The organism is Streptomyces sp. GLSS-08 (assembly GCF_056387915.1).
Genome location: NZ_JBWJAQ010000003.1, coordinates 348,034 through 365,958 on the forward strand (window position 1 = coordinate 348,034; position 17,925 = coordinate 365,958).

Here is a 17,925-nt window from a genome sequence, read left to right on the forward strand (position 1 = left end):
CCCGGGCCCGGTGCGGGGACGTCCGGGGCGAGCCCCCGGGCGGGGCGCGCGGCACAATGGCGATCATGTCCGTGTCCTCGTCCGCCCTCACCTTCCAGCCGGTGCTCGAACGCATCGCCACCGAGATCGCGCAGCGGCCCGGCCGCGGGCGGCCCGCCGACTACATCCCGGCGCTGGCCGCCTGCGACCCGCGCCGGTTCGGCATGGCCGTCGCGGAACTGGACGGCACGGTGTACGGCGTGGGGGACTGGCGGCAGCCGTTCTCCGCGCAGTCGATCACCAAGGTGTTCACGCTGGCGCTCGACCTGGCCCGGGAGGGCGACGAACTCTGGGAGCACGTGGGCCGCGAACCGTCCGGCAACCCCTTCAACTCCCTGGTGCAGCTGGAGTACGAGAACGGCATCCCGCGCAATCCGTTCATCAACGCGGGCGCGCTCGTCGTCACCGACCGCCTTCAGACCCAGACCGGTGACGCGGCGGGCACGCTGCTGGAGTTCCTGCGGGCCGAGAGCGGCAACCGGGACCTCACCTGCGACTCGGAGGTCGCCGCCTCCGAGGCCGCGCACGGCGACCGCAACGCGGCCCTCGGCCACTTCATGGCGGCGTACGGGAACATCGGCAACGCGGTGCCCGTCCTGCTGGAGCAGTACTTCCGGCAGTGCTCGGTCGAGGCCTCCTGCGCCGATCTCGCGCTGGCCACCGGTTTCCTGGCCCGCCACGGGGTGCGCGCCGACGGCTCCCGGCTGCTGACCCGCAGCCAGGCCAAGCAGGTCAACGCGGTCATGCTGACCTGCGGCACGTACGACGCGGCGGGGGACTTCGCCTACCGTGTCGGGCTGCCCGGCAAGAGCGGCGTCGGCGGCGGCATCATCGCGGTCGTACCGGGCCGGTGCACGCTGTGCGTGTGGAGCCCGGGACTCGACGAACGGGGCAACTCGGTGGCGGGGGTCGCGGCCCTCGACCGCTTCACCACGCTGACGGGACTGTCCGTGTTCTAGAGTCCGCCACCCGCGCCGGGGTCAGCCGCGTGTGAGCCGGCCGCCCAGCAGCCGCAGGGCGAGGACCACCGCGCCCGCGCCCGCGGCGGCCGCGCCCGCGATCACTCCCGTCTCCGGCCAGCCGGTGCCGCCCCGGGTGGAGGGGTGGGGAGGCGGCGCGGCGGGACCGGCCTGCGCTGTCGCCGGGGCGGCGGGCGGTGACGCGACGGCCGCGGCGGTCCGTGACGGCACGAGGGAACCGACCGGGGTGACCCGGCCGCTCGCGGCGAAGCCCCAGTCGAGCAGCGACCTGGCCTCCTCGTACACGGCGAGGGAGCCGCCCGCCTGAGGGTTCATCACGGTGACGACGAGCGTACGCCCGCCCTGTCGCGCGGCGGCCACGAGCGTGCTGCCCGCGTTGCTGGTGTAGCCGTTCTTCACCCCGATCAGGCCCGGGTACGGTGCGACGCCGTCCGCGCCGGTGAGGAGCCGGTTGGTGTTCTGGATGTCGTACGCCCATTCGCCCGCGGGAAAGCTGGCCCGCACGGTGGCGCAGTATTGGGCGAACTCCGGGTTGCGCAGCCCGGCCCGGCCGAACACGGCGAGGTCGTACGCCGACGAGACCTGGCCGGGGGCGTCGTAACCGTCGGGGGAGACGACCCGGGTGTCGAGCGCGCCGAGGGCGCGTGCCCTGGCCTGCATCTGGGCCGCGGTGGCACGCCAGCCGCCGTTCAAGGAGGCCAGGACGTGCACGGCGTCGTTGCCCGAGTTCAGGAAGACGCCGCGCCACAGGTCGGCGACGCGGTAGGTGCGTCCCTCGGCGACCCCGACCCGGCTGCTGCCGTCGCCGATCCCCGTCAGCTCGGCCTCCGTGACGGTGTGTTCGACGCCGCCGGGCAGGACCGGCAGCACGGTGAGGGCGAAGAGGGTCTTGAGGGTGCTGGCGGGCGGCAGCGGGCGGTGCGCGTCGTGCCCGGCGAGCACCTCACCCGTGCGGGCGTCCGCCACCACCCACGAGAGCGCGGAGACCTGGGGGAGCGCCGGGGCCCCGACGAGGGGCAGGACCTGGGTTCCGGAGCGGTACAGCGACGACGACGGCGAGGCCGCGGGTCCCGCCGCCCCCGGGTCCGTCCCGGCGCGGGCGACGGCCGGGCCCGGGGCGAGGGCGAGCACGCCGACCGCGCAGGCGACGGAGCACGAGACGGCAACGCGGGTTGAGAATCCGATGGTCATTTGATCAACGTAGGAATGGTTGCGCCGTCCGCCGGGGTGCCAGGGCCGGGCCGCCGGGTTCCAGTACCCGGATGCCGCATGTGGGCGGGTGTCAGGCCCCGGGCAGTGTCGGCTGGATCTGGCGCAGGAAGGCCGCGTTGCCCGGGGTGGCGCGCAGCCGCTCCAGAAGGGTTTCGAGGTTCGCCTGGCCGTCCCGCGTCTGCAGGGCGCGGCGCAGTCCCCGTACGGCTGCCAACTCGGGTGCGGGCAGCAGGAGTTCCTCGCGCCGGGTGCCGGAGGGGACGATGTCGACGGCCGGGAAGACGCGCCGGGAGGCGAGTGTCCTGTCCAGGCGGAGTTCCATGTTGCCGGTGCCCTTGAGTTCCTCGAAGAAGAAGTCGTCGGCGCGGGAACCGGTCTCGACCAGGGCCGTGGCGAGGATCGTGAGGGAACCGCCCTCCTCGGCCAGGCGCGCGGCGCCGAAGAGCTGCTTGGGGCGCTGGAGCGCGGACGCGTCGACGCCGCCGCTGAGGGTGCGGCCACCGGCGGCGGCCGCGTTGTTGTGGGCCCGGCACAGCCGGGTGAGGGAGTCCAGGAGGATGACGACGTCCTGTCCCGCCTCGACGAGCCGCTTCGCCCGCTCGACGACGAGTTCGGCGAGCGCGATGTGCTGCTTGGGCGTCCGGTCGAAGGTCGAGGCGAACACCTCGCCGCGTACCGAGCGCCGCATGTCGGTGACCTCCTCGGGCCGCTCGTCGAGCAGCACCACCATGAGATGGCACTCCGGGTGGTTGCCGGCGACGGCCGCGGCGATCTGCTGGAGCAGCACCGTCTTGCCGGTCTTGGGCGGTGCCACGATCAGGCCGCGCTGGCCCTTGCCGACGGGCGCCAGGAGGTCGACGACGCGTCCGGCCAGGCCGCTCGCCGGGTGTTCCAGGCGGAGGCGCTCGCGGGGGTGCAGTGGGGTGAGGTCACGGAAGTGCGGGCGGTGGCGCAGTTCCTGGGGATCGCGGCCGTTGACCGACCGCACCTCGGCGAGAGCGCGGGCTCCGCCGCGTACGCCTTCGAGGGTGTCGCCCGTGCGCAGTCCGTGCCGGCGGATGAGCGCGGCGGGGACCTGCACGTCGGACGGGGTGGCCTCGCAGCTCGCGCGGCGCAGGTGCCCCTGCCCGTTGTGCGCGATGTCGAGGATGCCGGAGGCCTGCGCCGGGAGCTGCTTCTGCACCGGGGGGTGTTCGAGTGTGGTGGTCATGCGAGGTCCTTTCCGGGACGGATTCATCAGGTCACGAGAGTGGGAGGGGGAGGGCCGGAGAGGCGGCGTTGTTCACGCCTCGTGCGGCAGGAAGGCGTCACCACAGGTGCGGCGGACGGAGGACGACGAAGATGTCCGTGGGCCGTGCGCGGGAGGTGCTGCCGAGAAGCCGGGACCGCCGGTCCGCCAAGGACGGGCGCTACAGCTGGAGGAGAGGGATTCCGCACCGGCACCCCGAGAAGGGGCGTACACAAGTGCTGATGGAACGGTACCACACAGTGCGGCGCGGGCGGGGGAGCGGCTCGGTCCGGTGCGGGCGGCGACGGGTCGGGCGGCGACGAGTCGGGCGGCCGCACGAGGGTGGTCCGTCCCGGTTCCTCACCGACCTGGTGCGCCACTCCACGAGCGGGCAGAATCGGCGCCCGTACGGCCCAACTCCCCATGCCCGTCAGGAGAAACCGGTGGAGACCACGCCCGGAGTGCCGCACACCATGGACCCGGCCGGCGGCTGCCCGCACGCGGCCAACGCGCGACTGCTGGCGCGAGGCACGGTCGCGCACGTCGTCCTGCCCGGCGGGGTCGAGGGCATGGCCGTGCTCGGGCACGACGTGCTGAAGGAGTTCCTCGCTCATCCCGACGTGGCCAAGAGCGCCCGGCACTTCACCGCGCTCCAGGAGGGACGGATCACCGCCGGCTGGCCCCTGCTCACCTTCGCCACCGTCCAGGGAATGACGACCGCCGACGGCGAGGACCACCGGCGGCTCCGGGCGCTGGTGAGCAAGGCGTTCACGCCCCGGAGGGTCGAGGAACTGCGGCCGCGCATCGAGGAGTTGACCGCCCGGCTGCTCGACGACCTGCAAGCGGCGGCGAACGCTGGAGGCGGAGTCGCCGATCTGCGGCGGCACTTCGCGCTGCCGCTGCCGATGGGAGTCATCGGCGAACTCCTCGGCGTCGACGCCGAGTTCCGCGACACGCTGCACCAGCTGTCGAACAAGGTGGTGGCCACGGACATCGGGCCCGAGGAGGCCGTCGCCGCGAACCGTGAACTGGTGGACGTGCTGAGCGCCGTGGCGGCGGCCCGGGCCGAGCAGCCGGGTGACGACCTGACGAGCGCGCTGACAGCCGCCCGGGACGAGGACGGCGGGCGGCTCAGCCGGCCGGAACTCATCGGCACCCTGCTACTGATGATCATCGCCGGGCACGAGACCACGCTGAACCTCATCACGAACGCCGTACGCGCGCTGTGCGGTCACCGGGACCAGCTGGAGGCGGTCAGGGACGGTGCGGCGGGCTGGCCGGACGTGGTCGACGAGACGCTGCGCTGGGACGCGCCGGTCAGCTACTTCCCGTTCCGCTATCCGGTGCGGGACCTGACGGTCGACGGCACGCTCATCCCCAAGGGCACGCCGGTGCTTGCCGGTTACTCCGCCGCCGGGCGCGACCCGGCCGCGCACGGGGCGGACGCCGGCCGGTTCGACGTGACCCGGCCGCGCAGGCTCGATGCCGTACGGAATCTCTCCCTCGGGCACGGGGCGCACTACTGTCTCGGCGCCCCGCTGGCCCGGATGGAGGCGACCATCGCCCTGGAACGGCTGTTCGCCCGCTTCCCGGACCTCGACCTCGCCGTGCCCGAACGGCAACTCCCGCGGTCCTCCAGTTTCGTCGGCAACAGCGTGCGTGAACTGCCCGTACGCCTCTGAGTGCTTCGGCGCGCGCGGTGCCGGCGCCCTCCGAACGTCGTAAGCTGCACGCGATGTTCACTCCCGAGGGTCCGACCCTGCGCGAACTGGCCGTTCAGGCCCTCTCGTCCGTCGAGCACGGCTACGACCTGCTCGCGCCGAAGTTCGACCACACCCCGTTCCGGACACCTGACGCGATCCTCGACGCCGTGGCCCGGGCGCTCGGCCGGCTCGGACCCTTCGGCGACGGGCTCGACCTGTGCTGCGGCACCGGCGCCGGCCTTGCGGTGCTGGGCGAGCTGTGCGGCCGGAGCGCCACCGGTGTCGACATCAGTGCGGGAATGCTGGCGGTGGCGCGGGACCGGCATCCGCGCCCCGCGAGGGCCGGTGCTCCGCGCTTCTCCTGGGTGCGCGGCGACGCCCGCGCCCTCCCCTTCGGACCGGTCTTCGATCTCGTCGTCAGCTTCGGGGCCTTCGGGCACTTCCTGCCGCGGGAGCTGCCCGGCCTCTTCCGCGGGGTGCACGCCGTCCTGCGGCCCGGCGGTCGCTTCGCGTTCCCCGTAGCCGCCCCGGCCCCGCCGAGCTCGCCCTGGTACTGGGCCCTGCTCGGCTTCGACGCGGCGATGCGGGTGCGCAACGCCGTCCGGCGCCCGCCGTTCGTGATGTACTACCGGGCCTTCAGCCTGGGTGACGTGCGGCGGGAGCTGGAGCGGGCGGGCTTCGCGGTCGAACTGCACGCCCTGCCCGAGTTCGGACGCAGGCGGGACGGCAGCCCGCGTTGCCGCATGGTCGTCGCCACGCGCACGGACGCGGCGACACCCGGCTGAGCACGCCCGTCGGCCGGGCACGCCCCCGGTGCCGAGCACGCCGTCCAGCCCGTGAGGCCGCGGCCGGGCACGGGTGCGGGCCGAGGAGACGGACGGCCGCCCGGGGCCCTGGAGGGTTCCGGGCGGCCGCGTGACCTGCCCCGGTGACACCCTCCGCGAAGGACGTCACCGGGCCCGCGTCAGCTCTTGATGAAGTCCAGCAGGTCGGCGTTGAACGCCTTCTCGTACTCGCCCACCAGGCCGTGCGGGGCGCCCGGGTAGACCTTGAGGGTGGCGTCCTTGACGAGCTTGGCCGTCTTGTGGCCGGCGGCGCCGATCGGCACGATCTGGTCGTCGCCGCCGTGCGCGACGAGCGTCGGTACGTCGATGCGCGCCAGGTCCTCGGTGAAGTCGGTCTCCGAGAACTGCTTGATGCAGTCGTAGGCGGCCTTCACGCCGACCTGCATGCTCCACAGCCAGAACGCGCGGCGCATGCCCTCGGAGACCGCGGCGCCGGGGCGGTTGAAGCCGAAGAACGACTCGCTCAGGTCCCAGTAGAACTGCGAGCGGTCCGCCTCGACCCCGGCGCGGATCCCGTCGAAGACCTCGAGGGGCGTGCCCTCGGGGTTCGCGTCCGTCCTCAGCATCAGCGGAGGCACGGCACCCAGCAGCACCGCCTTGGCGACCCGGCCGGTTCCGTGCCGGCCGATGTAGCGGGCCACCTCGCCGCCGCCGGTCGAGTGACCGACCAGGACGACGTCGGTGAGGTCGAGCTTCTCGATGAGCTCGGCCAGGTCGTCGGCGTACTGGTCCATGTGGTTGCCCTGCCACGACTGCGCGGAGCGGCCGTGCCCGCGGCGGTCGTGGGCGATGGCCCGGAAGCCGTTCTCGGCCACCAGGCGCAGCTGTCCGTCCCAGGTGTCCGCGTTGAGCGGCCAGCCGTGGCTGAAGACGACCGGCTGCCCGCTGCCCCAGTCCTTGTAGAAGATGTCGGTGCCGTCGGAGGTGGTGAACGTGCTCATGGTGTTGCCTTTCGGAGGTGGGACGCGGTGCGTCCGGTCGGGTGAGGCCGGTGGCCGTGCGCCGGGCCGGGCGACTCGGCGCAGGGACGGCGACGTGGTCGGTCAGGGCGCGGACGGGGCCCGTCGGGCGCCGGACCGGGCCGGGCGTGGAACGCGTCCATATCCAGCACGTTAGGCGTTCGAGGCCGTCAAGGGATCTGTCAGATGACTGCATGTCGCCGCCGACCGGCACGGGGTGCGACCCTCGTCCGCCGCTCGTGACGTCACGAGCGGCGGCTCTCCCGTGCGGCCGGAAAGCCGGGCGCCGTCCGGACGGCCTCCGCCACGCGGTCCACGGGACCCGCGACCGCGGCGCTCACCACGGTGGTGTCCGTGTACGTCCCGGCCCCGGGAGGCGGGGATGTCACCCGGCCGCGGGCAGGGTGAACTCGTACACGAGCGCGTCCTGCTGGGTCTCCACGACCAGGTCCGTGATCTCCAGCGGCCGGTCGTACTGGTCGTGCACCCGCCGGGTGACCCGCACCGACCGGGGCAGCTGCGAGATGGAGTCCCGGTGGTGCAGGGTCAGGCCCGCCCTGCGCATCCAGTCGTAGGCCCGCCGCAGGTGCGCCGACCCGCTGCCGTCCGCGCGGTCGCGGTAGCGGGCCAGCTCCTCGACCTCGGCGAGGGCGACCGCGGAGAAGGACGTCACGGCCGTCCGCAGGCCGGTCCCGTCCGCGGCCGCCGACTCGTAGCGGTGGACCAGCGTCGGCCGCTGCGGGGCGAGACCCAGCGCCCGGGCGTGCTCCGGCGGGGGAGCCTCCCAGGCGACGCTGGTCCGGTGCACGGCGCACGGTTCGGTGGTCTGCGCTCCGACGGGGAAGTCCAGGGAGGGCACGTGCTCGACGGTGGTGCCGGGCAGCGTGGCATGACTGCCGCGCCGGTCCGTGGAGACCAGTCCGCTGCCGCGCAGCATCTGCAGGGCCTGGCGGACGGTCTCGCGGCTGACGCCGAAACGCGCGGCCAGATCCCGTTCCCCGGGCAGGCGTTCGCCCGGCGGGATGTTTCCCTCCCGCAGCTCGTCGAGCAGTTGCGTCGCGATACGCCGGTAGCGGGGCTCGTGGTCGGTCGTGGGGACGGTGCGGGACATGTCCGCGCCTCCTGTTGGTGACAAGGTGTAGCCGTACGGGCTCGTTGCGCGACCACAATTAGCATTGGTCTAAACCACTAGGGAAGGGCGGCCCGCCGGTTCGGCCGATTTACGCCCGCACCCCTCGTGACGCGGACGTCCTCAGAGCGCGCCGTACAGAGCGTCCACCAGCGCCGTCCTGCGCGGGTCGTCGGCGATGTGCGGGCCCATGCGGTTCATCACGTACCCCAGGGAGACACCCGCCTCCGGGTCCGCGAGACCGCAGGAGCCCCCGAAGCCGTCGTGTCCGAAAGCCCTGGGGTTGGGCCCGTACGAGCCGTTGGGCCCACTGAGCCACAGCCCGAGACCGAGTTCCGTCTCGTGTGCGAAGCCGGCCCCCAGCACCAGGTCGCGGCAGCTGCCCTGTCCCTCGCGCACCCGTTCGGCCGCTCCGGCCGACAGCACCTGCCGGGATCCGTACGAGCCCCGCCCGGCGAAGATCCCGTACAGCGCGGCGATCGCGCGCGCCGTGCCGTGACCGTTGGCCGCGGGAATCTCGGCCGCCCGCCACTGCGCGGTGCCGGCCTCGGCGGCACCGACGGGCGGGTTGGCGAGCGCCGCCAGCGCCGCGGGCGCCAACCCGGCGAAGACCGCCGCCTGTCCGCTCGTCGTCGCGGCCCGCGGATGTACCAGCTCGGCCGCCCGGCCGGCTTCCTTCTCGGGCAGTCCGATCGTGAAGTCGATCCCGAGCGGCCCCGTCACCTCCCGTTCCAGGAACGCCCCCGGCAGCAGCCCGGAGACCCTCCGCACCACCTCTCCGACCAGGAACCCGTAGGTCAGCGCGTGATACCCGGACCGCGTCCCCGGCTCCCACCACGGCTCCTGCGCCGCGAGCCGCGCGACCGTCAGCTCCCAGTCGCAGAGCTGCTCCAGGGTGTGCGGCTCCCGCAGCCCCGACAGTCCCGCCCGGTGCGACAGCAGATGCCGCACGAGCACGGACTCCTTGCCCGCCGCCGCGAACTCCGGCCAGTACGCGGCCACGGGCGCGTCGAAGTCGAGCAGTCCCCGGTCGGCGAGGATGTGCGCGCACAGCGCGGTCGGGCCCTTCGACGTCGACCACACGTTCACCAGCGTCTCGCTCTCCCAGGGGCGGGTGCGGGCGGCGTCGGCCCAGCCGCCCCACAGGTCCACCACGGTCTCCCCGCCGAGGACGACGGCCACCGCCGCGCCGAGCTCCTCGCGCGCGCGGAAGTTCTCCTCGAACGCCGTGCGCACCGCCGAGAAGCGCGCGTCGCAGTGACCGTGCACCTGATGAGGTACTTGCGGGGACATGGGACCTCCGTCGTCCGTCGTGAGCGCGGAGCGCCGGCCGGCGCTCCGCGCTCACGAACGTACCGACTGGTCGGACTGGGGGGAACCCGCCGGATCGCATCGCCCCGTCCTTCACGCCACGATCTTCCGCATGTCACCCAACGCCCCTACGCTGCACTGCGGTTGACCACCACAAGCTCCGAAGACAGGGGGAACATGCCCAGACATGCGCAGGCGTTGACGCGTACCGGGTTCACGGTGACGGCGGCAGCCGTGCTCGCCCTGGCCGCCGCGCCGCCGTCCACGGCCGCGGACCCGGCGTCCAAGGCCGCGGACCCGGCGTACTCGGCCACCACCTGGGTGGGCGTCCACAACGCCTACGAGAAGGCCAAATTCCCCTACTTCGCCGACGCGTTGGACTCCGGCGCCGGGATGCTGGAACTCGACGTGTGGACCAACGTCTTCGGCTCCTCCTGGCGGGTCTCGCACAGCAACCCGCTCGGCAACGACAACAACTGCGAGAACGCGGCCCGGGCCTTTGAACTGCGCACCAGGACGCGCAACCGCGACCTCGGCGGCTGCCTGGCCGACATCAGGGCCTGGCACGACGCCCACCCCGGCCACCGGCCGATCCAGCTCAAGGTGGAGATGAAGGACGGTTTCCAGGGCAGGAACGGCCGCGGGCCCGCCCAGTTGGACGCCCTGCTCACCTCCAGGCTCGGCGACGCCCTGCTGCGCCCCGCCGACGTCGTCGCCTCCCACCCGGACCTCGACTCGGCGGTCCGCGCCGGCGGCTGGCCCGCACGCTCCGCGCTCGCGGGCAAGTTCGTCGTCGAGCTGATCCCCGGCACGGTCGAGGAGGGCAACCCCGCCGACACGCTGTGGACGGACCGCGAGTACGCCACCCACCTGCGCGACCTCGCCGCCGCCGGGCGCCTGAGCGAGGCCGCCGCCTTCCCCGCCGTGCACGGTGCGGCCGCGGGCGACCCGCGCACCCGGTACACGGACCCGACGATCCGCCCCTGGTTCGTGGTCTTCGACGGCGACGCCACCGCCTACACCAACGGTTCGGTCGACACCGCCTGGTACGACGAGCGGCACTACCTGGTCGTCATGACCGACGCCCACGGCGTGGCCCCGGCCATCGACGGCACCAGTCCGACGCAGAGTCAGGCCCTGGACCGGGTGGCTTTGCTGGCCGGACGGCACGCCAGCGTGGTGTCGGCGGACTGGTACCCGCTGCCGGCCGTCCTGTCCACGGTCGTACCGCGCGGGACGGCGGGGTGAGTTCCCCCGGATCCGGCGGGTGACGCCAGGGCGTCCCGGCACCCGCCGGGACGCCTCAGAGGTGCCGCGGCAGCCAGCGGAGCTTCGCCGCCTCCTGGTAGGGGCCGCCGCCCTCGTGGTCGTTGAAGTCGTAGACCTCCATCGTCTTGTCGTCGTGCGTCCACGCGTTGAAGGCGGCGTAGACGGTCGACGGCGGGCACGTCTGGTCCTCCAGCGCCACCGAGAACAGGGCGGGCGCCCGGCCGCGCGCGGCGAAGTGCACCCCGTCGAAGTACGCCAGCGTGGTCATCACCCGGTCGGTACGGCCGCGGTGGGTCTTGAGGTACTTGCCGATCTCGCGGTAGGGGTCGCGGTCCGTCAGCGTCGTCGCACGCGGGAAGTCGCACAGGAACGGCACGTCCGGCGCGACCGCCGCCAGGTCGGGCACCAGACCGCCGACCGCGATGCTGATGCCGCCGCCCTGGCTCGCACCGACGACGGCGGTGCGGGCCGCGTCCGTCAGGGGATGCGCGCGGGCCGCCTCCACGGCGCGCACCGCGTCCGTGTACACCCGCCGGTAGTAGTAACTCTCCGGGTTTTCGACCCCGCGGGTCATGAACCCGGGGAACGCGGGCGCGCTGCCCACCGGGTCGGGGGTCTCGCCGCCGCCCCAGGCGCTGCCCTGACCGCGGGTGTCCATCACGAAGTGCGCGAAGCCCGCCGAGGCCCACAGCAGATGCGTGTGCGGCAGACCGCGTCCGCCGCCGTAGCCGACGAACTCGACGACCGTGGGAACCGGCGCGTCCGTACCGGCCGGCAGGGTCAGCCACCCCTTGACCGGGTGACCGCCGTAGCCGGCGAACGTCACGTCGAACTGCTCGACCGTCCGAAGAGGCGTCAGGACCGGTTCGAAGCGGGCGTCCAGCTCGTGCTCGCGGGCTTCCTGGAGGGTCTTGGCCCAGAAGGCGTCGAAGTCCTCGGGCTCGGCCGACGCGCTGCGGTAGCCGCGGAGCTCTTCGAGGGGGAGGTCGAACAGGGCCATGAAGGACCACCTTTGACGTCGGATGCGGATGATCACACCGTACGGGCGCGGCACGCGCGCCCGCCAGGCCCTCTTGCGCCGACCAGCGACCAGCGACCACAGACCCGCGATCAGCGACAGGCGGTCAACGGCCAACGACGGGCAGGACGCGCCGGAGCGTGGAGCGGGCGGTGCGATGTCCGACCTCGCCGCTACGTTTCCTCCATGACGGAATTCGTACTGGTTGCAGGCGCGTGGCTGGGATCGTGGGCGTGGGACGAGGTGGTGCCGGAGCTGCATGCGGCGGGGTGCGGCGCGCACGCCGTGACGTTGTCCGGTCTCGCCGAGAGGCAGGCGACGCCGGCCGGGCAGCGGACCCACGTGGACGACATCGTCGCCGAGGTGGAACGCCTCGACCTGCGCGACGTCGTCCTGGTGGGACACAGTTACGCGGGCATTCCGGTCGGCCAGGCCGCCCTGCGGATCGGCGGCCGGCTGGCCCGCGTCGTCTTCGTCGACTCCGAGATCCCCGTCGACGGTGTCTCGTTCGCCGCCAACTGGTGGCAGGGCCAGGAGAGGTTCGAGGCCTCGCTCGCGGAGAACGGCGGCTTCTGGGAGCCGCTGACCGCGGACGGCTACGACGGCCAGGGCCTCACGAGTGAGCAGATCGCGCGGATCGCGGCGGGAGCGACACCGCACCCGGGCGCCTCGCTGACCGAACCCGCCGTCCTGCCGCGCCCCCTCGACGAGTTGCCCGCGACGTACGTCAAGTGCCTGCTGGACGGCCCCGAGCCGAACGACGACGTGGCCGACGCGCTGAGGAGTGAGCGGTGGCGGCTGGTGGAGATGGACACCGGCCACTGGCCCATGTTCTCCCAGCCGCACGAGCTGGCGCGCATCCTGCTCGACGAGTGCCGTTGACGCGGGGCCGCCGCCGGTCACCGCTCCCGGTGTCCCGCGGCGGATGCCTCCGCGCAGCCCGCGCCGCTCGCAGGCCCCGACGGGACGCCAGGGGCGGCGCGTCGGGCTCAGCCGAAGCGTTCGATGCGGATACGGTCCACCGGCTGACCCGCCCGGACCAGCAGCCGTGACGCGTGCTCCGCGAATCCGTTGGAGCCGCACACATAGGCTTCCCACCCGCCCGGCGGCTGCCCGGCGGCCAGGAGTGGCGCCACATGTGCCGCCGACAGACGGCCGACCGGCACACCCTCCGGCGCCCTGCGCGTGAAGACCGGAGTGGTCTCCTCGCCGTACTCCCGCGCGTAGATCAGCTCTTCGGGGGAGCGGGCGGAGACGAGCAGCCGCAGCGGGACCGTGAGCCCGCGCGCGCGACGGTGCCGCACCATCGACATCAGCGGTACGACACCGGAGCCCGCGCCGAGCAGCAGGGCGGGCCGGTCGCCGGGCCAGGCGAAGAAGCCGCTGACCGGGCCGCGCACCTGCACCTCGTCCCCGGGCCTGGCCACCGTGTGGAACCAGCCGGACACCTCACCGCTGTCGACGTGGTCCAGGGTGAGTTCGATGTGTCCGCTGTCGTCGGGCGCGGACGCCAGGGAGTAGTGGCGCTGGGCCGTGTAGCCGTCCCGAGCGGTCAGCCGCAGCATCAGGTGCTGCCCGGGCAGATGGCCCGTCCAGCCGGGCACCGCGAAACGGAACGTCGAGGCGTGTGCCGTCTCGCGGCGGATCGCGGTGAGCGTGGCGGCCTGCCAGTGCGCGGCGGCCTGCTCGCCCACGGCGATCCGGCCGGGCACGGCGAACGGGGTCGGGGGCACGAATGTCTCAGTCACCGGAGTAGCGCTGCTCTTCCCAGGGGTTGCCGCGTGCGTGATAGCCGTTCTGCTCCCAGAAGCCGGGCTCCTCGTGGTCCAGGAGCCTGATGCCCGCGATCCACTTGGCGCTCTTCCAGAAGTACAGGTGCGGTACGAAGAGTCGTGCCGGGCCGCCGTGCTCGGCGGGGAGCGGCTTCCCGTCGTACTCCCACACGATCCAGGCGCGTGAGCCCGTCAGGTCCGCCAGCGGGAGGCTCGCCGTGTACCCGGTGTGCGAGTAGGCGACGGCGTGGGTGGCGGCGGTGTCCGGGCGCACGAGACCCAGGAAGGCGTCCAGGGACACGCCGCCGAAGCGCACGCCGAACTTCGACCAGCTCGTCACGCAGTGGATGTCGCCCTCGTACGCCGACGGAGGCAGCGCGTGAGCCTCGTCCCAGTCCCAGGTGCGCGGCTCCGCGACCAGGCCGTCGATCCGGAAGGTCCAGTCGACCGACGCCAGTTCGGGCGTGACCTCGGCGGACAGGACGGGCCAGTCGTCGCCCGCGTCGTACTGACCGGGCGGCAGGCCGGCGTTCGGGACTCGGGTGCGCCCGGTGAAGCCTCGGGTGACGTTCATGGGGTGGTGCCTCCAGGCCGCCTTCGGGACGGCGCGGGGTCGGTCTCGGTCGGAGTGCGGGCAGGTGCGGGACACCCGCGCGGACAGGTGCTCGCGCGGTCCCGGCGTACGCATTCAACCGTACGCGGACCCGGGTCCGGCCCGGCGCCCCGGGGACGACGGCCCCGATCGTTGCGGCCGTATGAACTCTCCGCGGCCCCGGGAATAGCGGTGTCGTGATGTCCCTTGCCGTAGGTGCCGACGCCGGTGGCGCCCGGCCGGCGGCAGCGAAGGGAGAGTGAGGCAGCCCATGCCCAAGGCGTACGTTTTCACCCGGTACGGCGGTCCGGAGACCGAGGCCCTCGTCGACCGGGAGCGGCCGGTCCCCGGGCCCCGCGAGATCCTGGTCGCGGTGCGGGCGGCGGGCGTGAATCCCGTCGACTGGAAGCAGCGCACCGGCTACCGCCGTCCGGGCGGACCCCCGCGTGAGCTGCCCGCGGTCTTCGGCAACGAGGTCGCAGGCGTCGTCGAGGAGGTCGGCGCGGAGGTGACCGGCTTCGCGGTCGGGGACGAGGTCTTCGGCAACCCGTCGGCCGGCGGATACGCCGAGTACGCGGTCCTGCCGGTGACGGTGACCGCCCACAAACCGGCGGCCCTGTCCTTCACGGACGCCGCCGCGCTGCCGGTGGCCGCGGCGACCGCGTACGACGCGGTGCGCCAGCTCGGGCCGCAGACCGGCGAGACCCTGCTGATCACCGGCGCGGGCGGTGGTGTCGGTGTCGCGGCCACCCAGCTCGCCCGGGCGTACGGCGTGCGGGTCGTCGGCGTCGCGAGCGACGGCAAGAAGGACTTCGTCGAGTCGCTGGGAGCCGTCCACGTCCCGTCCGGGCCCCGTCTGGCCGAGCGGGTACGGGCCGCCGCTCCGGGCGGGATCGACGCCGTCCTCGACCTCGTAGGAGGCGAGGTCCTCGAAGCGGCGGCGACCTTGCTGCCCGACACCTCGAAGCTGGTCACGGGCGCCGACCGGGAGACGGTGGCGCGGCTCGGCGGTGCGGCTGTCGCACGCGCCCGCACCGCCGCCGTGCTCGACGAGGTGGCACGGCTGGTCACCGACGGCAGCCTCAGCCCGTACGTCACGCGGACGTTCCCCCTCGACCGGGCCGGCGAGGCGCTGCGCCTCGTCGAGGACGGCCATGCGCGCGGCAAGATCGTGATCGAGGTCGCCGCATGAGCACCGGGGCGCGCACGGAGCGGCATGCGGCCGGTCCCGAGGTGCCGCGGGGGAGCGCCGCCCGGCACGTCCTCGACAACCCGGCCCTCGCCTCGCTGACCGGCCCGCACGCCCGCTTCGCCGAGCGCCGGGGCCGCGTGCTGCGCTATCCGGCCGACGTGTCCCCTTGGCTGGCGCTCCCGGAGGAACCCGACGCCCGCGACTGGGCGGATCTGGCGGCACTCGTCGGCCCCGGCGGGGAGGCGCCGCTGGCCGGCTTCCGCGGGCACCTCCCGCCCGGGTGGGAGGTGACCTTCAGCGTGGAAGGCGTCCAGCTCGTCGACGACGGACTCGCCGCGGCGCCGGACCCGGAAGCGGTGCGGCTGGGTCCCGGCGACGTACCGGAGATGCTGGACCTGGTCCGGCGCACCAGGCCCGGCCCGTTCCTGCCGCGCACGGTGGAACTCGGCACCTACCTGGGGATCCGCCGCGGCGGCGCTCTCGTGGCGATGGCGGGGGAGCGGCTGCACCCGCCGGGCTGGACCGAGATCAGCGCCGTCTGCACCGACCCGGACTTCCGGGGGCAGGGGCTGGCGGGCCGGCTGGTCCTGGCCGTCGCGCACGGCATCCGCGACCGCGGCGAGACCCCGTTCCTGCACACCGGCGCGGGCAACACCGACGCCGTCCGGCTCTACGAGGCCCTGGGCTTCCGGCTGCGGCGCACCACCCGCTTCATGGCCGCACGGGTACCGGAGCACGCGACGGACGCACCGGCCCCGGCGGTCGCCTGAGGAGACGAGGGCCACCGCCGTCGGGGCGGAGCGAGCGCGCCGATCGTCCCGGGCGACCGGCGGCCCCGCGGGTTGCGCCGGACCACGGGGGTCCGCCGGACGCAAGCCCCGCGGTCAGCCCGTGGAAGGGTTGTCGGCCGGGGTGTCGGAACCCGCCCCGTTGTACCGCAGCAGGTACCCCGCGAACCGCGTCAGGTCCTCCTCGGACCAGCCGTCGAGCCGCTCGCGGAACGCGGTCCTGCGGCTCTCGGTCACCTGGACGAGGATCGCCGTGCCGGCCTGTGTCAGATGCAGCACCTGCACCCGGTGGTCCTCGGGGTCCAGGCGCCGCTCGACGAGGCCGGCGCGCTCCAGGGCGGCGACCTGCCGGCTCACCGTGGACTTGTCCAGCGCGTAGTGCGCGGCGAGGTCGGTGGCCCGGCAGCCGCCCCGCTCCTCGAGATGCCCCAGCAGGGTGTACGAGACGAGCGAGAGCTCGGGATGCATGCGTCCGGCCGACGCCCGGGCGCGCCGGGCGAAGGCCGTCATCTCACGCTGGATGGTCTCGACCGCCCGGTCGGGGGACCGGCCGGTCCCCTCGTCCCGCGCGGCAGTCTCTCCGGACTCGCCTGACACGGTCACGGAACACCTCCCTCTCTCCTGGTTGTATAGTACAACTGAAGCGTGAGTTGTATAAGCCAACCAATGGAGGTTCCGTGCTCACCGGCCTGCGCTCCCCGGCCCTGCGCCACGTGCTGACGCACCTGATCACCCCACTGCTGATGTGCGTCGGTATGGGGCTCGCCTACCTGGGAGCCTTCGCCACTCCGGAGCCGAACCACCTGCCCGTCGCCGTCGTCGGCTCCGGGGCCGAGACGAAGGTCTTCGCGCAGACCGTCAAGGACCGGGCGGGTGACGCGCTCGACGTCCGAACCGTCGCGACCCGCGCCGAGGCGGTCGACCTCCTGGAGTCCCGTGACATCACCGGTGCCTACGCGGCGAACGGCAGGACGCCCGAACTGCTCGTGGCCACCGCCGCGTCCGACATGGGCGCCCTGTCCGTGGAGAAGGTCTTCACCCCGGTCGCCGCCCGGCAGGGCCGGCCGCTGAAGGTCACCGACGTCACCCCGACGGTCGCCGACGACCCCACGGGGCAGGGCCTGTTCTTCCTGCTCGTCGCGCTGAGCATCGGCTCGTACGCCTCCGTCGCCGCACTCGGCGCCGCCGGCGCAGCCCTGCCGATGCGGATACGGGGCCTGCTGGCCGTCGCGGTCTCCGGTGTCGTGAGTGTCATCGGCGCGCTGCTCGCCGGGCCGGTCTTCCACCTCGCGCACCACGACCTCGCGGGCGTGTGGGGGATGAGCTGGCTCTACTCCGCGGGCATCCTGTTCGTGGGCGTCGGACTCCACACGTTCCTCGGGCGGTGGACCACCCTCGCCATGATGGTGCTGTTCGTGATGCTCAACTTCACCAGCTCCGGCGGTCTGTTCCGGCCCGAACTGCAGAACGGCTTCTTCGGCACCCTGCACGCCTTCTGGAACGGGGCGGGATTCGTCGAGGGCGTCCGCGCCCTCCTCTACTTCGACCGTGACGGGCTGTCCGGCAATGTGGGAACGCTTCTCGCCTGGCTCGCCCTGGGCCTGCTGGTGACCGCGGCGGCCGGCGCGGCCGAGCGGGCGCGCGCACGTCGCGCCGCCCCCGCCGCGCAGGCGGAGCCGGCCACCGAAGCGGCGTCCCCCGGGGCGACTTCGGCCTCCGTCCGGGCCGAGGAGGAGGAGACCGAGGAGGAGCTGGAGGAGTCGGTCGCCGTCTGATCGTTCCTGTAATGTGGTCGCGGCCGTGGACGTCCCCGGCCAGGAGTTGTCAGGAGGTGAGACCCATTACCGCTGTGTCAGGCCGGGTGCTCTCACCCCTAGGCAACACGGGT

The 17,925-nt window shown here is 73.4% G+C and carries 17 protein-coding genes; 8 read left to right on the forward strand and 9 right to left on the reverse strand.

Annotated elements, in window-relative coordinates; genetic code table 11:
- Positions 1-56: 56 nt before the first annotated feature.
- A complete protein-coding gene (locus AC0ZLC_RS07055; protein ID WP_476751012.1) occupies positions 57-998 on the forward strand; it encodes a glutaminase in 942 nt (313 codons plus the stop codon).
- 21 nt (positions 999-1,019) lie between these two features.
- Here AC0ZLC_RS07055 and AC0ZLC_RS07060 read toward each other — a convergent pair whose 3' ends face one another.
- Together AC0ZLC_RS07060 and rho are read right to left on the reverse strand one after the other, a co-directional pair.
- On the reverse strand, positions 1,020-2,210 hold the full coding sequence (locus AC0ZLC_RS07060; RefSeq protein WP_476751013.1) for a D-alanyl-D-alanine carboxypeptidase family protein: 1,191 nt from the start codon (positions 2,208-2,210) through the stop codon (positions 1,020-1,022).
- Positions 2,211-2,301: 91 nt separating this feature from the next.
- The gene (gene rho, locus AC0ZLC_RS07065) at positions 2,302-3,441 is read right to left on the reverse strand and encodes a transcription termination factor Rho (protein WP_476751014.1); all 1,140 of its coding nucleotides are present in this window, start codon (positions 3,439-3,441) and stop codon (positions 2,302-2,304) included.
- Positions 3,442-3,932: 491 nt separating this feature from the next.
- On the opposite strand from rho, the gene AC0ZLC_RS07070 reads away from it, so the two are divergent.
- Both AC0ZLC_RS07070 and AC0ZLC_RS07075 read left to right on the forward strand, forming a co-directional pair.
- A complete protein-coding gene (locus tag AC0ZLC_RS07070; protein WP_476751197.1) occupies positions 3,933-5,141 on the forward strand; it encodes a cytochrome P450 family protein in 1,209 nt (402 codons plus the stop codon).
- A 53-nt stretch (positions 5,142-5,194) separates the two neighbouring features.
- Complete coding sequence (locus AC0ZLC_RS07075) at positions 5,195-5,947, forward strand: class I SAM-dependent methyltransferase (protein ID WP_476751015.1); 753 nt, start codon at positions 5,195-5,197, stop codon at positions 5,945-5,947.
- A 179-nt stretch (positions 5,948-6,126) separates the two neighbouring features.
- On the opposite strand, the gene AC0ZLC_RS07080 is transcribed toward AC0ZLC_RS07075, so the two are convergent.
- From AC0ZLC_RS07080 to AC0ZLC_RS07090, 3 genes are all read right to left on the reverse strand, one after another.
- Positions 6,127-6,948, reverse strand: coding sequence for an alpha/beta fold hydrolase (locus AC0ZLC_RS07080; protein ID WP_476751016.1), 822 nt, complete (start codon positions 6,946-6,948; stop codon positions 6,127-6,129).
- A 403-nt stretch (positions 6,949-7,351) separates the two neighbouring features.
- Positions 7,352-8,077 (reverse strand): GntR family transcriptional regulator, encoded by a 726-nt coding sequence (locus AC0ZLC_RS07085; RefSeq protein WP_476751017.1) that lies wholly within the window; start codon positions 8,075-8,077, stop codon positions 7,352-7,354.
- Between the two features lie 141 nt (positions 8,078-8,218).
- Complete coding sequence (locus AC0ZLC_RS07090; protein WP_476751018.1) at positions 8,219-9,388, reverse strand: serine hydrolase domain-containing protein; 1,170 nt, start codon at positions 9,386-9,388, stop codon at positions 8,219-8,221.
- A gap of 195 nt (positions 9,389-9,583) precedes the next feature.
- Between AC0ZLC_RS07090 and AC0ZLC_RS07095 the strand changes: the two genes are divergently transcribed.
- Complete coding sequence (locus AC0ZLC_RS07095) at positions 9,584-10,654, forward strand: phosphatidylinositol-specific phospholipase C domain-containing protein (protein ID WP_476751019.1); 1,071 nt, start codon at positions 9,584-9,586, stop codon at positions 10,652-10,654.
- 55 nt (positions 10,655-10,709) lie between these two features.
- Here the strand turns inward: AC0ZLC_RS07095 and AC0ZLC_RS07100 are convergent, their stop codons facing one another.
- Entirely contained in the window at positions 10,710-11,675 is a 966-nt protein-coding gene (locus AC0ZLC_RS07100) for an acetylxylan esterase (RefSeq protein ID WP_476751020.1), read from the reverse strand.
- A 204-nt stretch (positions 11,676-11,879) separates the two neighbouring features.
- Here AC0ZLC_RS07100 and AC0ZLC_RS07105 point away from each other — a divergent pair, with 204 nt between their 5' ends.
- Positions 11,880-12,575: an alpha/beta fold hydrolase gene (locus AC0ZLC_RS07105; protein WP_476751021.1), complete on the forward strand. Its 696-nt coding sequence runs from the start codon at positions 11,880-11,882 to the stop codon at positions 12,573-12,575.
- Positions 12,576-12,682: 107 nt separating this feature from the next.
- Here the strand turns inward: AC0ZLC_RS07105 and AC0ZLC_RS07110 are convergent, their stop codons facing one another.
- Entirely contained in the window at positions 12,683-13,441 is a 759-nt protein-coding gene (locus tag AC0ZLC_RS07110) for a ferredoxin reductase (protein WP_476751022.1), read from the reverse strand.
- On the reverse strand, positions 13,434-14,039 hold the full coding sequence (locus AC0ZLC_RS07115; RefSeq protein WP_476751023.1) for a sulfite oxidase-like oxidoreductase: 606 nt from the start codon (positions 14,037-14,039) through the stop codon (positions 13,434-13,436). Before AC0ZLC_RS07115 ends, AC0ZLC_RS07110 begins: the two co-directional genes overlap by 8 nt.
- Before the next feature lie 289 nt (positions 14,040-14,328).
- Between AC0ZLC_RS07115 and AC0ZLC_RS07120 the strand changes: the two genes are divergently transcribed.
- Both AC0ZLC_RS07120 and AC0ZLC_RS07125 read left to right on the forward strand, forming a co-directional pair.
- Complete coding sequence (locus AC0ZLC_RS07120) at positions 14,329-15,249, forward strand: NADP-dependent oxidoreductase (protein ID WP_476751024.1); 921 nt, start codon at positions 14,329-14,331, stop codon at positions 15,247-15,249.
- Positions 15,246-16,019 carry a GNAT family N-acetyltransferase gene (locus tag AC0ZLC_RS07125; RefSeq protein WP_476751025.1) on the forward strand — a complete coding sequence of 258 codons (774 nt, stop codon included), beginning with the start codon at positions 15,246-15,248 and terminating at the stop codon, positions 16,017-16,019. The genes AC0ZLC_RS07120 and AC0ZLC_RS07125 overlap by 4 nt, the downstream gene beginning before the upstream one ends.
- 114 nt (positions 16,020-16,133) lie before the next feature.
- Here the strand turns inward: AC0ZLC_RS07125 and AC0ZLC_RS07130 are convergent, their stop codons facing one another.
- Positions 16,134-16,547 carry a MarR family winged helix-turn-helix transcriptional regulator gene (locus tag AC0ZLC_RS07130; protein WP_476751198.1) on the reverse strand — a complete coding sequence of 138 codons (414 nt, stop codon included), beginning with the start codon at positions 16,545-16,547 and terminating at the stop codon, positions 16,134-16,136.
- Positions 16,548-16,726: 179 nt separating this feature from the next.
- On the opposite strand from AC0ZLC_RS07130, the gene AC0ZLC_RS07135 reads away from it, so the two are divergent.
- Complete coding sequence (locus AC0ZLC_RS07135; protein WP_476751199.1) at positions 16,727-17,812, forward strand: ABC-2 transporter permease; 1,086 nt, start codon at positions 16,727-16,729, stop codon at positions 17,810-17,812.
- The last annotated feature ends 113 nt before the right edge of the window (positions 17,813-17,925 follow it).

What these genes read in the sequence shown, in the direction of transcription:
- AC0ZLC_RS07055 (WP_476751012.1), top strand. Translation starts at nt 57, where the DNA reads ATGGCGATCATGTCCGTGTCCTCGTCCGCCCTCACCTTCCAGCCGGTG.
- AC0ZLC_RS07060 (WP_476751013.1), bottom strand. Translation starts at nt 2,210, where the DNA reads ATGACCATCGGATTCTCAACCCGCGTTGCCGTCTCGTGCTCCGTCGCC.
- rho (WP_476751014.1), bottom strand. Translation starts at nt 3,441, where the DNA reads ATGACCACCACACTCGAACACCCCCCGGTGCAGAAGCAGCTCCCGGCG.
- AC0ZLC_RS07070 (WP_476751197.1), top strand. Translation starts at nt 3,933, where the DNA reads ATGGACCCGGCCGGCGGCTGCCCGCACGCGGCCAACGCGCGACTGCTG.
- AC0ZLC_RS07075 (WP_476751015.1), top strand. Translation starts at nt 5,195, where the DNA reads ATGTTCACTCCCGAGGGTCCGACCCTGCGCGAACTGGCCGTTCAGGCC.
- AC0ZLC_RS07080 (WP_476751016.1), bottom strand. Translation starts at nt 6,948, where the DNA reads ATGAGCACGTTCACCACCTCCGACGGCACCGACATCTTCTACAAGGAC.
- AC0ZLC_RS07085 (WP_476751017.1), bottom strand. Translation starts at nt 8,077, where the DNA reads ATGTCCCGCACCGTCCCCACGACCGACCACGAGCCCCGCTACCGGCGT.
- AC0ZLC_RS07090 (WP_476751018.1), bottom strand. Translation starts at nt 9,388, where the DNA reads ATGTCCCCGCAAGTACCTCATCAGGTGCACGGTCACTGCGACGCGCGC.
- AC0ZLC_RS07095 (WP_476751019.1), top strand. Translation starts at nt 9,584, where the DNA reads ATGCCCAGACATGCGCAGGCGTTGACGCGTACCGGGTTCACGGTGACG.
- AC0ZLC_RS07100 (WP_476751020.1), bottom strand. Translation starts at nt 11,675, where the DNA reads ATGGCCCTGTTCGACCTCCCCCTCGAAGAGCTCCGCGGCTACCGCAGC.
- AC0ZLC_RS07105 (WP_476751021.1), top strand. Translation starts at nt 11,880, where the DNA reads ATGACGGAATTCGTACTGGTTGCAGGCGCGTGGCTGGGATCGTGGGCG.
- AC0ZLC_RS07115 (WP_476751023.1), bottom strand. Translation starts at nt 14,039, where the DNA reads ATGAACGTCACCCGAGGCTTCACCGGGCGCACCCGAGTCCCGAACGCC.
- AC0ZLC_RS07120 (WP_476751024.1), top strand. Translation starts at nt 14,329, where the DNA reads ATGCCCAAGGCGTACGTTTTCACCCGGTACGGCGGTCCGGAGACCGAG.
- AC0ZLC_RS07125 (WP_476751025.1), top strand. Translation starts at nt 15,246, where the DNA reads ATGAGCACCGGGGCGCGCACGGAGCGGCATGCGGCCGGTCCCGAGGTG.
- AC0ZLC_RS07130 (WP_476751198.1), bottom strand. Translation starts at nt 16,547, where the DNA reads ATGACGGCCTTCGCCCGGCGCGCCCGGGCGTCGGCCGGACGCATGCAT.